The sequence below is a fragment of the Xanthomarina sp. GH4-25 genome, from assembly GCF_045363175.1.
Lineage (GTDB): Bacteria > Bacteroidota > Bacteroidia > Flavobacteriales > Flavobacteriaceae > Xanthomarina.
The window spans coordinates 55,892-67,786 of the sequence record NZ_JBJFLO010000007.1 but is presented as its reverse complement, the minus strand read 5'-3'; the positions used below and the strand labels follow the sequence as shown (position 1 = coordinate 67,786).

Genomic DNA, 11,895 nt, shown 5'->3' with positions numbered 1-11,895 from the left:
TTATTTATTTAGATTTTGGCTTTAATGCTATAAAATCTTTTAAATAATAAGGTTCAAAATAAGCGACATCTTCGATGTCGTTTTTTTTGTACCTATAATAAGCTATTTGACCCATTTGGTTAGCTGAAGGTAATATGTCTTCTACAAAGAAAGCATTTGGATGTTTAATAAGAGATTTTGTTTTTTCAACTCCATTCCCTACAAAATAAACAGCCCCCTGTTCTAGATATGCTGAAAAAGAATCTGCTTCTAGAATTTGTGCCTCAACTTGTCTAACTTCTTTATAATCTTGATCAAAAACTGCTGAATAGACTTCCATACGTCTGGCATCCAACATAGGAATTACCATGCCTTTTTCAATAGAAACCTGATGTGCCAAAGCTTCTAAAGTGGAAACAGCAATTAAAGGCTTATCTAAAGCAAAACAAAGTCCTTTTGCTGCCGAAACGCCAATTCTTAACCCAGTATAGGAGCCAGGACCTTTGCTAACGGCAATAGCTACTAATTGATTGGCTTCAATATTATTATCTGATAATAACTTTTCAATGTAGACATGTAAGCGTTCTGCATGAGAATACTCTTTGCTATTATCTTCCAAAAGCGCAAAAGTCTCTCCTTGTTTAGAAAGAGAGACTGAGCAATTTGTTGTCGATGTTTCTATGCTTAATATAATATCCACTTTATTTAATCTACTAATGATTTTCCAAGATAGAAATCTAATACTTTTGTTTTAAATACAAAATCGTATTTAGAATTAGTAAGATTAGATTGTGCATTCACTAACTGAATTCTGGTTTGTTCTAAATCGAATGCGTTTAGTGCACCCAAATTATAACGTTCTTGTGCATTTTGAAATGACATTTCCTGAGCTTCTAAAGATTTTTTTGAAGCTTCGTATGTTTTAAATGCAGCTTTTGCATCTGTAAAAGCACGTTGAATATTGCTTTCTAAATTTAATTTGGTTTGTTCTAGATCCAACAAGCTGTTTTCTTGCTGAATTTTCGTTTTAGCCACATTTGTTTTATTATCGTAACCTGAAAATATTGGAACTGCAACACTCAATTGAAAATTATGAGACTTTTGGTCATTCAATTGGTTAAAAAAAGTTTCTTCATCTTGAGTTAAATTAGAGAAAAACACATTGGAACCAAAACCATAGCCAAAAGATACTCTTGGTAAAAACCCACTTTTAGCTAGCTCTGTACTTAATAAAGAGCCTTCTATATTCTTTTCAGCGACTTTAACTTCAGGTCTGTTTTCATAAGCATATTCTAAGATTGGTTTTACATCATTATACATTAAAGCTGCTGAAGGGCTTTCAACTTCTTCAATGGCGACTTGAAACCCTTCATAAGGCAATTGTAGTAATTGAGATAAGCTAAGCAATGCTAAATCATAATTGTTTTCTGCTATGGTTAAATTTTGTTCATCCTTACTTAAAGTAGCTATAGCATCGTATGTGTTTGCTTTAGCCTGAACTCCAGCATCAACTAATTTATTTACTTGTTCTAATTGCTCTTTTGAAAATGCAACTTGTGCCTTAGCTATTTCTAAATTTTCTTTATTAAATAGCACATTTAAATAGGCATTAACCACATTTAAAGATATATCGTCTCTTATTCTATCTAACTCCATCTGGTTTAATTCCAAATTAAGTTGTGCTTGTTTATATAGATTCGTATTTCTAAATCCGTTAAAAATAGTTTGATTAATATTAATCCCAAGATTAGTACTATGACTTGTTCTGTCGACAAACTGTCCTTGAAAAATTTCCTGGTTCCCTAAGTTCAAACTCTGACTAGCGTTTGCACTAACAGTTGGCAAAAAATTACCCTTAGTTTCAATTACATCTTGTTCATTAGACAATAGAACATTAGTTCCTTTTCTAACAGTAATATTATTTTCTAAAGCATAATTTACACATTCCTCAAGCGTCCATAATTTGTCTTGAGCGAAGGAAGAAACACCTATAAAAATAGTTAATACAACTGTTGTAAATATGTTTTTATTAATCTTCATCATCGTTATTTTCTTTAGATGCTTTGTTCCACACTTTAATTTTATCACTTTCTTTAACACCTTCGGTGATTTCTACATTAATTCCATCAGAAATCCCAAGTTCTACATAAACTTCTTCATACGAATTATCTCCATTTGAAATTTCAACAAAAGGTTTTTCGGTAATTCTATTAAACTGTAATAAAGCTTCTTTAATTACTAAAACACTGTCTTTGCTTTCTAAATCAATTTCTGCATTGGCACTGTAACCAGCTCTTATTTTTGTAGATGGTGTTACAGAAACATCGGCTTTAATTGTAAATTGTACTGCGCCATTTTCTTCTTGTCCTTTAGGAGCTACAAAAGTTAATTTTGCTGGAAATTCTTGTTCGTTTAATGCTCCAAGAACTACGATTATTTCTCTACCTTCTTCTATTTTACCTACTTCAGCTTCATCTACTTTTCCTTCGAAAATCATTTTACTCATGTCTGCAATAGTAGCAACTGTTGTTCCTGCATTAAAGCTATTAGATTCGATAACTTGATCTCCTTCACGAACCGGAATTTCTAATACTGTTCCAGGTATTTGGGCTACAATATTGGTATTTGCAGAACCTCCACCAGAAAGTGACCCTTGTTTAATAATTTGATAATCGTTTTGCGCTTGAATTAAAGATTCTCTTGCCTGATTATAAGATAACTCGCTGTTTTCGAAATCTTGTTTAGAAATAACTCCTTTTTCAAATAAGCCTTTATTTCTATCGTAAAGAATTTGAGCATTATCTAAGGCTAATCTTGCAGTACGTGTTCTACTATTCGCACTTGCTAAATTTTGTTCGTTTGGTACAACACGAATTTTAGCAATTAAGTCTCCTTTTTTAACAATGTCTCCTTCTTCAACAAATATTTTGTCAATAATTCCAGCAATTTGAGGTTTTAACTCAATTTCTTCTTCAGGATTAAGTTTTCCTGTTGCAACCACTTTTGTTTTAATGGAAGTATAGAAAGGTTCTTCTACTTTAAAATCTTCAATAGATTTAGAATTTGAATCTTTAAAATATTTAATTACCCATACAAAAAGTATCAGCAATACAATTCCAATTATGATTTTTACTGTTTTATTCATTTCTCTCTTTTTATTGTTTTGATTGGTTTAAATGACTCATTAATAATGATTCACTCTGTTTTATTATTTGATTATTTATTCTTCTCTTAAGGCATCTATTGGTTTGATACTAGTTGCTTTAAATGCTGGAATTAATCCTATTAAAGTACCTAATACAACTAATATGATTAATGCAATAAATACAACTGCAATAGACACAGATGCATTTACAATAACAGCTTCGTCTCCTTGACCAAAAGCAGAATCGATACCTATCAATATCCAACCTCCAGTGATAATTCCAAAAACTCCAGCTAAAAGCGTAATAAAAACAGCTTCAACCACGATTTGTCTTTTTATCTCAAACGGTGTTGCACCTAAAGCTCGACGTACTCCAATTTCTTTGGTTCTTTCTTTTACTGTTATTAAGAGTATGTTTCCAATAGCAAACACACCTGCAATTAGGGTTGCTATACCAACAAACCATGTTAAAAATTGCATTCCTATTAAAAAGCCTGTTATTTTGGCGAATTCTTTACCTAGGTTAAAGCTTCCAAAAGCACGTTTATCTTCTGGATGTATGTTGTTTAAATTTCTTAAAATGAGTTTGGCATCTGCTTCAATTTGAGAGATATCTGCATCTGGTTTCCCAGTAAGCATCATCCATCCTATTTGGTTTCCTTGGTTATATATTTGCTGAAACGTAGTAAATGGTATATGAATATCGCTAGTTGGCCCCATATTAACATTGCCATTTTCAAACATGCCAATAATGGTAAAATTCATGCCATTGATTTTAATATATTGGCCAATCATTTCTTCGTCCTTCTCAAACAATTGCTTGTAAATATCTTCTGAAATAACAGCTACTTTTCTATTTTCTTCTATATCGCTTTGATTGATAAAGCGACCAAACATCATTTTCTTTTTTTGGACCTTATCAAGCAACGGGAAGTCGCCATTAACACTATAAGTTCCAGATAAAAAATCTCTAACAACTAAGGATTGATTTTGATTTCTTGGCACTACAAACTCGATACCTTCAACATTTTCTTCAACCAATTTAGCGTCTGTAAGTGTTAGTTTTACACGTCTCCCTTCTTGAAATCCTTTAAAGGGCTTACTGGTACTTTGTCCCCAAACAAAAACACTATTTGTAGCAAAACTTCCAAAGAGTCTATTAAAAGAATTTTCTAAACCCTTAGCAGAACCAAGCAGTCCAATAAGCAATAAAATTCCCCACCAAACACCAACCATGGTTAGCATAGATCTTAGTTTGTTTTTACTAAGACTATCCCATACTTCTTGCCATGTATCTCTTTCTAATAAAAACTTTATCATATTAATCGTCTCTTAGGGCTACAATTGGTTTAATTTGTGATGCTTTCTTAGCTGGCAAATAACCTGCTATTGCACCAGCAGCAATAAGTGTTATGGTTGCTCCAACAACCAAACTTGTACTAACACTAGGGTCTTTTATAAAATAGGTTTCTAAACTTGGTCCTATTAATTCTAGAACTCCCATCCCAACCAATAAACCTACATAACCTGCAATAGCAGTAATTAAAACCGATTCTGTTAAAATGATAGTAATAATAGATTTAGGTTGAGCACCCAAAGCTTTACGAATACCAATTTCTTTAGTTCGTTCTTTTACAATAAAAATCATAATGTTACTTACGCCAACAATTCCAGCGATAAGAGTACCAAAACCAATAACGATAATAATAACTCCTAACCCAAAAGTCATTTGGTTTACTGTTTTCGATTCAATTGCTAAATTTCTAACACGAATAGCCCTTTGGTCGCTACTTGCTACATCAAAACGGTCTTTTAAATCTTTGGTAAGTGCATTACTAAATGAAATAGCTTTATCGTAATCCATTTCTGGATTGTAGGTTAAGTTAATTTGATCTATATAATCGTTATTCCCATAGACTCTTTGAGCTGTACTTACTGGCATATAGATTAAACGCTCTTCGTTATCTCCTCCATCATCTTCAAAAGTCCCAACAATTTTATACTGTAGACCATTCAAACTAAGATACTTCCCTAATGCTGTTGTTTTTAAAAATAGATCGTCTTCAACCAACCTTCCTATTACTATAACTTTGGATTTATTATCAATATCTAATTGATTGATAAATCGGCCTTCCTTAATTTTTGTATTCTCTAAATACTGGTGGTCTGGATTTACAGCTCTTACCGAGTATGAATCTTTTTCATTTCTAAAAGAAGCATTTACATTTAAGTAAATTCTAGACGTAATATATTGTACTTTTTCGTTGTATTCTTCTTTAATGTAATTGAGATCTTTATTTTTAAATTGAATTTGTCTTCCAGCTTGATACCCTTTGTTTGCTTTGGTAGTTGTACCAGATTGGATAAAAATGGAGTTGTTGGCGTCGTCGGCAAAAGCTTCGGCAAAGGTGTTATTTAAACCGTTTGCAATTCCAAAAAGTATGGTAAACAATAAAATAGCAAATGCGACTGTAAAACCAGAAAGTACACTTCTGGTTCTATTCATATTGATACTTTGAAATATCTCTCTCCAAAGGTCTCTATCAAACATATTGAGAGGCTCTTACTTGTTCAACTTTTTCATCTTCCAGAATTACACCATCTGTTAAACGAACGATACGCTTACACATATGGGCTATATCCTCTTCATGTGTAACTATTAGGATAGTTTTTCCTTCATCGTTTAGACTCTGGATAAAGTCCATTATTTCGTAAGATGTTTTGGTGTCTAGTGCTCCTGTAGGCTCATCTGCCAATAACAATTTAGGATTTGCAGCTAAAGCTCTGGCAATGGCGACACGCTGTTTTTGACCTCCAGATAATTCGTTAGGCAAATGTTCTGCCCAAGGCTTTAATCCAACTTTTTCTAAATGGAACAAGGCTTTTTCTTGTCTTTCCTGTCTTTTTATACCTTGATAATACAAAGGCAAAGCGACATTGTCTAAAGCATTCTTGTAGTTTATTAAGTTAAAAGATTGAAAGATAAATCCAAGAAACTTATTTCTATAAATAGCTGCTTTTTTTTCTGTTAGATTTTTAATTGGAACACCGTCTAGAATATATTCTCCATCATCTGCTTCGTCCAACATACCAATAATATTTAGTAAGGTAGATTTTCCAGATCCCGAAGAACCCATAATCGCAACCATCTCGCCATTATCAACAGACAGATCGATTCCTTTTAATACATGTAAACTAGAATCTCCTATTGGATAGGATTTATGAAGCTTTTTAATATTTAACATATTTATTTTTTGTTGCTTTTAATAGCCTTATAAAAGTTAGACTATATAAAGGTTAAAATGTTACAACAAAAGTAAATATATTTTAAGGGGTCGTTTTTTTTGACTTGTTAAACTTTTTATAAATTAAAAAGCCAAGCCCCCCAACAAGTATGTATGGAATGGCCATTAGATAAACAATACCATCGTTAATGCCCTTTGCTGTTTCTTGGCCTTCTTCGCTTTCTAATACAGCACGACACATGGCGCATTGAGCATTTGTTTGTAGAAAAATGAAGAAAGTAATTAAGAAAAAGAATATTTTACGTTTCATAATCAGAAATATTTAAGCATAATAAGGGGAGATCATAATATAAACCAAAACACCAGAGATAGCTACATATAGCCATAATGGGAAAGTAATTCTTGCAATTTTTTTATGTTTTTCAAAATCTTCTGTGATAGCTCTAACAAAAGTTATTAAAACAAATGGAATGATTATTACAGAAAGTATAATATGAGTTATTAATATAAAGTAATAGACATATTTTATTGCACCTTCGCCTCCGAATTTCGTTGAATCACTAGTCATATGATACGCCACATATAAAATTAAAAATACAGCTGAACATCCAATTGCAGTTGTCATTAAATTTTCGTGGAGTACTATGTTTTTATTTTTAATTGCAATAAATGCAATAATTAAAATAACGGCTGTTAAACCATTAATGGTAGCATAGATTGGAGGCAACATGGTTAAGGGCTGTACATTAAAACCTAAGTCTCGTAAATTAATTCCAAACAATGCAGCAACAACTAAAGGAATTACTATGGATAGTACAACTATCCATCTATTATATTTTTTTATGTCTTTTGGAGAATGACTACTCATTTAATAATTTTTTTATGTCTTCTTTAAGCATTGTGATTTGTTGTTCCTGACCATCATCATCTATTCTTTCTGTTTCAGAAATAATTCCATTATAATAAATAATTGGGTTTCCGTTTAAAATTCTAGAACGAATAAAACCGTTTTTATCAATTAGAGCAAAATTACCAGAATGCTCAAAACCTCCTTCTACGTCTTCCTCTTGAGCTGTATAAAGATTAAATCCTTGATTTGCTAACTCATAAATATCTTCTTGTTTTCCAGTCATTAAATGCCAATTTGGATTTGTAATTCCATATTGTTCGGCATAATCTTTTAAAACTTGAATGGTATCGTGTGCTGGGTTTATTGAAAAAGAAGCGATTCCAAAATCTTCGTTCTCTTTAAAAGCGTTTTGAATTTGAACTAAGTTATCGTTCATTTTAGGACAAATGGTAGGACAAGTGGTAAAGAAAAACTCTACTACGTATACTTTCCCCTCGTAATCTTTATTTGATATGAGGTTCCCATTTTGGTCTGTAAAAGAAAATGACGGCACTTTTTTAGATTCTCCGTCGATTACCATAAAAGCTAAATCGCTTTCAGATTTATTAATATTTCCTGTTTTTACATTCAATCTGTCCTCTTGAACTATTGAATTATTTGATATTCTATCTATTATTCTTGGAATAAATAAAATTCCGAATACTAGGATAATAAATGCAATTCCTACGTATGAATAAGTTGTTTTATTGCTCATGACTATTATTTAAATCGTTAGCTCTTCTTGAAGATGAGTCGAAATTTCCTTTTCTTTTTTCTCTGTATTCTTGAAATAAGACACGTAAATCATCGGCACTCATTTTATTTTTTATTTCGGCTACCTCTATACAGTTATAGGCATAAAGAGGGTATGCAGCTTTTTTCTTCTCTTTTTCATTATCTGTTCTGTCGTCAAGTCTTCCACGTTGGTTTAAGTCTTTATCTATTATAAATACATCTGGTGTGGATAAGTCTTCTTTTAATGAATGTGTGGACTTTAAACTTTTAAAGACATTTTTTATATCTGTTTCCTCGCCAAAAACAAAATGCCAATATTTTAAATCTTCGTAAGATTTTATTTCTCTTTTTAAAAGGTCTATTTGATTTTCTGTTCCATAAGGTAATAACAACACAATTTGAAATTTTTTAAACCCTTTAAACTTATCGTAAACCAATTCTTTTAAATTTGAAGCGGCAATGGTATTATTGATAGGATTCTTTCCCAAAAATCCAAGAACTGTAATGTGATCTTTTAAAACAATCTGTTGGTTTTCTTCAGAAATAAAATTGTTTAAATCGGCAACATTACGATGCACAACATCTAACGGGTTATAATGATGTTTAGCTGGGAACAACATTAATAAGAAAATGACAGGAAGAAAGAATAATATTCCTAAGGTAGTATAACGTTTTATAAGCTTTTTATTCATTTATAAGCTGTAAAAAGAATCGATTTTACCTTCATAAAAATCGATAATAATAAATTTTAAACTTGCTCTAAGTCTTATAGTGCAAAAATAGAAAAAGACGGTTGAAAAACCGCCTTTTAATATCTATTTAACTATAATATAGCTTTTAAAAATCACTTTTAACGAAGCCATTCGTTAAAACACTTCCTACATAACCTCCTTCTTGTAGAAGAATAAATACCAGGTAGCAAATTAAGAAAACACCTGTCCAAACAACCATGCGTCTTAAAGCCGCTACTTCGTCTCTCATATGCATAAAATCCCAAGTAATGTAATATGCTTTAACAATTGTTAAGATAATAAAAATCCAATTTAAAATTTTCATACCCATCAAGTGTCCCATCAAGATTTCAGGTTTATAAATACCTAAAACAACTTCAATAGCTGTAACAATCGATAAAAAGATTAATACACCCCAAATTTTTTGAGTGTTGGATTTAAATTTAATTAATCCTCTAAATATTTCTAATTTATGTGCGTGTGTGTCTGCCATTATTTACTGTATTTTAAATCCCTTTTCTATTGGGATGAAATATATTTTATTTAATTAAACCAGGTAGAAGAATGTAAATACAAATACCCAAACTAAATCTACAAAGTGCCAGTACAATCCTACTTTCTCAACCATTTCATAACTTCCTCTTCGTTCGTATGTTCCAAGAATGACGTTAAAGAAAATAATGATGTTTAGTAATACTCCAATTGAAACGTGGAAACCGTGGAAACCAGTAATAAAAAAGAAGTAGTTTGCAAATAGTGGTGGTCCGTATTCGTTTTGAATAAGGTTAGCACCTTCAACTACATTTTTCCCTTTAGTTTTTAATTCTTTTAAAGATTCATTTCTAGATAAAATAGTTTTATGTCCTGTAGCTTCGTCTATATAAGTTGTTTTAACCAATAAATTTTGATTGGCTTCGAAACCAGCTATTACTTCTTCAACCGTATAGGTTGGTAAGGTTCCTTCTTTAATAAACCACAATCCACTTTTGCTCTCATGTACAACACGTTGTTTTTCTTCAGCAACTGCAAAATCTTTTAAAGCTACACGATTTCCATCGGTATCAACAAACTGAATAATATTTCCGCTATGAGTTCCAACAGCTCCATACTCTCCTTTTATAAATGTAGTCCATTCATAAGCCTGTGAGCTTAAGAATATCAATCCTCCAATTACTGTTAAGAACATATATATGGTGGTTCTTGATTTATCCATTTTATGACCAGCATCTACAGCTAACACCATAGTTACCGATGACATAATTAAAATAAAGGTCATGAATGCCACGAAAATCATTGGATAATTTCCATGAATAAAAGGAACGTGTGTAAACACATTATCTGCAATAGGCCAAATGTCGGCAAATTTAAATCTTGAGAATCCGTAAGATGCTAAAAATCCTGAAAAGGTTAATGCATCGGAAGTGATGAAAAACCACATCATCAATTTTCCATAACTTGCATTTAAGGGTTTATTCCCTCCTCCCCAAGTTTTTTCGTCTGTTCCAGTATCTACAACTGTCGTGTTCATATAATTGGTTTAGTATTTATTTAAAATTTGAACAAAAATAATCAATTTATCTTTCTAACGAAATTTACTCATCTAAAATTTAAGTACTTTAAATAAGGTTTGCTACAGTTAGCATCGCTGATTGTTTAAAAAAACAAAGGTATTTATTTTACAAAATACAAAAACAAAAAGAGATATATCCATAGTATATCAATAAAATGCCAAAACGTTGCAGCTAGCTCCAAGCCTAGCATTTTTGTAGGTTGATACTTTTGTTTAAAATGATTATAAATTACCACTAATAAACAAATAAGCCCTACAACAACATGTAAAATATGTACAACAGCTATTAAATAGATGTAAGACATAGTTATATTACTAGTTGGTCCTGTAAAATTATACCCTAAATCGATGATTTGCTGAAATCCTGAAAATTGAGAGATAATAAAAATAATTCCTAGAACTAGAGTGGCAAACAACCATAATGTTGCCTGTTGTCTTTGGCTGTTTTTTACAGCTCTTTTAGCTAAAACAAAAGTTATGCTACTTATTATTATTACAATTGTACTTAAAATAAATGCATTTGGTAATTGAAAATCACTCAACCAATCTGGTCGCGTGCTGCTAACAACAAATGCACTTGTCCATCCTGCAAAAGACATGATAAGTGATATAATACCAAACCAAAGCATCATTTTTTTTGCTCTGTTGTTTTTTTCTTCTAAAGTACCTTGGGTTAAATCCATGATTTATCTAATAAACTTATCTATAACGTAAACTATTTGCAACAATGTAATGTAAGACACGCTCGCTAACATAAGCTGTCTTGCTGCTATAACAGTCATTTTTTTATATAATTGAATGGCATAATACAACATCCCTAATCCGAGTAAAAACACAATGATTGCCGACACTGGTGTTAAATACAAACGTCCAGTAAAACCAAATGCTGGTACAATAGAAACTAAAATGGTCCAAACAGTGTACATGATAGTTTGAACAGCTGTACCTTTATCCTGTTTTCCGGTAGGCAACATAAAGAAACCACCCTTTTTATAATCTTCAAATAGAAACCAGCCTATTGCCCAAAAGTGTGGAAATTGCCAGAAAAACTGAATAGCAAATAAGGTCCCTGGTTCTATGCCAAAATTATTTGTGGCAGCAACCCAACCTAACATAAATGGGATTGCTCCAGGAATTGCTCCTACAAAAACAGCTAATGGTGTTTTTGTTTTTAAAGGTGTGTAAGCACACGTATAAAGAAAGATGGAAATAGCTCCAAACATTGCTGTTTGAGGATTGATACTGTATAATATTCCAATTCCTAAAATAGTGAAAATAGAAGCAATTATAAAGGCTGAAGTTACACTCATCCTCCCTGCTGGAATGGGTCTGTTTTTTGTGCGATCCATTAATGCATCAAGATCTTTTTCAATAATTTGATTAAATGCATTCGAAGCTCCAACCATAAAATAACCTCCAAAAGCTAAAAGCAATAACGTTGTATAATCGACTGTTTCAACACCTAAAAGATATCCGGCTAATGAAGAAAATACGACACTAACCGACAAGCGGATTTTAGTGATTTCCTTAAAATCTGAAACGATAGAATGCTTAACTGTTGAAGTGACTGTTTTACTCAAAGTAATAAGTGCTTTGCCTGA

General features: G+C 31.8%; 14 protein-coding genes. All 14 read right to left on the bottom strand.

The genetic code is table 11. The features are described 5' to 3' along the window. Positions 1–4: 4 nt before the first annotated feature. On the bottom strand, positions 5–679 hold the full coding sequence (tsaB, locus tag ACI5KZ_RS11370; RefSeq protein WP_109309806.1) for a tRNA (adenosine(37)-N6)-threonylcarbamoyltransferase complex dimerization subunit type 1 TsaB: 675 nt from the start codon (positions 677–679) through the stop codon (positions 5–7). Positions 680–684: 5 nt separating this feature from the next. Then, the gene (locus ACI5KZ_RS11365; protein WP_406847686.1) at positions 685–2,022 is read right to left on the bottom strand and encodes a TolC family protein; all 1,338 of its coding nucleotides are present in this window, start codon (positions 2,020–2,022) and stop codon (positions 685–687) included. Continuing rightward, on the bottom strand, positions 2,009–3,124 hold the full coding sequence (locus ACI5KZ_RS11360) for an efflux RND transporter periplasmic adaptor subunit (protein ID WP_406847685.1): 1,116 nt from the start codon (positions 3,122–3,124) through the stop codon (positions 2,009–2,011). Before ACI5KZ_RS11360 ends, ACI5KZ_RS11365 begins: the two co-directional genes overlap by 14 nt. A 75-nt stretch (positions 3,125–3,199) precedes the next feature. Then, the gene (locus ACI5KZ_RS11355; RefSeq protein ID WP_406847684.1) at positions 3,200–4,444 is read right to left on the bottom strand and encodes an ABC transporter permease; all 1,245 of its coding nucleotides are present in this window, start codon (positions 4,442–4,444) and stop codon (positions 3,200–3,202) included. 1 nt (position 4,445) lies between these two features. Next, positions 4,446–5,675 (bottom strand): ABC transporter permease, encoded by a 1,230-nt coding sequence (locus tag ACI5KZ_RS11350; protein WP_109309809.1) that lies wholly within the window; start codon positions 5,673–5,675, stop codon positions 4,446–4,448. After that, on the bottom strand, positions 5,668–6,369 hold the full coding sequence (locus ACI5KZ_RS11345; protein WP_109309810.1) for an ABC transporter ATP-binding protein: 702 nt from the start codon (positions 6,367–6,369) through the stop codon (positions 5,668–5,670). Before ACI5KZ_RS11345 ends, ACI5KZ_RS11350 begins: the two co-directional genes overlap by 8 nt. A gap of 82 nt (positions 6,370–6,451) precedes the next feature. Next, a complete protein-coding gene (locus ACI5KZ_RS11340; protein ID WP_406847683.1) occupies positions 6,452–6,679 on the bottom strand; it encodes a hypothetical protein in 228 nt (75 codons plus the stop codon). A gap of 12 nt (positions 6,680–6,691) precedes the next feature. After that, complete coding sequence (locus ACI5KZ_RS11335) at positions 6,692–7,237, bottom strand: DUF420 domain-containing protein (protein WP_109309812.1); 546 nt, start codon at positions 7,235–7,237, stop codon at positions 6,692–6,694. After that, positions 7,230–7,973 carry an SCO family protein gene (locus ACI5KZ_RS11330; protein ID WP_406847682.1) on the bottom strand — a complete coding sequence of 248 codons (744 nt, stop codon included), beginning with the start codon at positions 7,971–7,973 and terminating at the stop codon, positions 7,230–7,232. The genes ACI5KZ_RS11335 and ACI5KZ_RS11330 overlap by 8 nt, the downstream gene beginning before the upstream one ends. After that, positions 7,963–8,685 carry a hypothetical protein gene (locus ACI5KZ_RS11325; RefSeq protein WP_406847681.1) on the bottom strand — a complete coding sequence of 241 codons (723 nt, stop codon included), beginning with the start codon at positions 8,683–8,685 and terminating at the stop codon, positions 7,963–7,965. The genes ACI5KZ_RS11330 and ACI5KZ_RS11325 overlap by 11 nt, the downstream gene beginning before the upstream one ends. Positions 8,686–8,830: 145 nt before the next feature. Next, a complete protein-coding gene (locus tag ACI5KZ_RS11320) occupies positions 8,831–9,217 on the bottom strand; it encodes a cytochrome C oxidase subunit IV family protein (protein WP_109309815.1) in 387 nt (128 codons plus the stop codon). Between the two features lie 54 nt (positions 9,218–9,271). Then, complete coding sequence (locus ACI5KZ_RS11315; RefSeq protein ID WP_109309816.1) at positions 9,272–10,252, bottom strand: cytochrome c oxidase subunit 3; 981 nt, start codon at positions 10,250–10,252, stop codon at positions 9,272–9,274. A 143-nt stretch (positions 10,253–10,395) separates the two neighbouring features. Then, the gene (locus ACI5KZ_RS11310) at positions 10,396–10,977 is read right to left on the bottom strand and encodes a heme-copper oxidase subunit III (protein ID WP_406847680.1); all 582 of its coding nucleotides are present in this window, start codon (positions 10,975–10,977) and stop codon (positions 10,396–10,398) included. A 3-nt stretch (positions 10,978–10,980) separates the two neighbouring features. Then, positions 10,981–11,874: a heme o synthase gene (gene cyoE / locus ACI5KZ_RS11305; RefSeq protein WP_109309861.1), complete on the bottom strand. Its 894-nt coding sequence runs from the start codon at positions 11,872–11,874 to the stop codon at positions 10,981–10,983. Between the last annotated feature and the right edge of the window lie 21 nt (positions 11,875–11,895).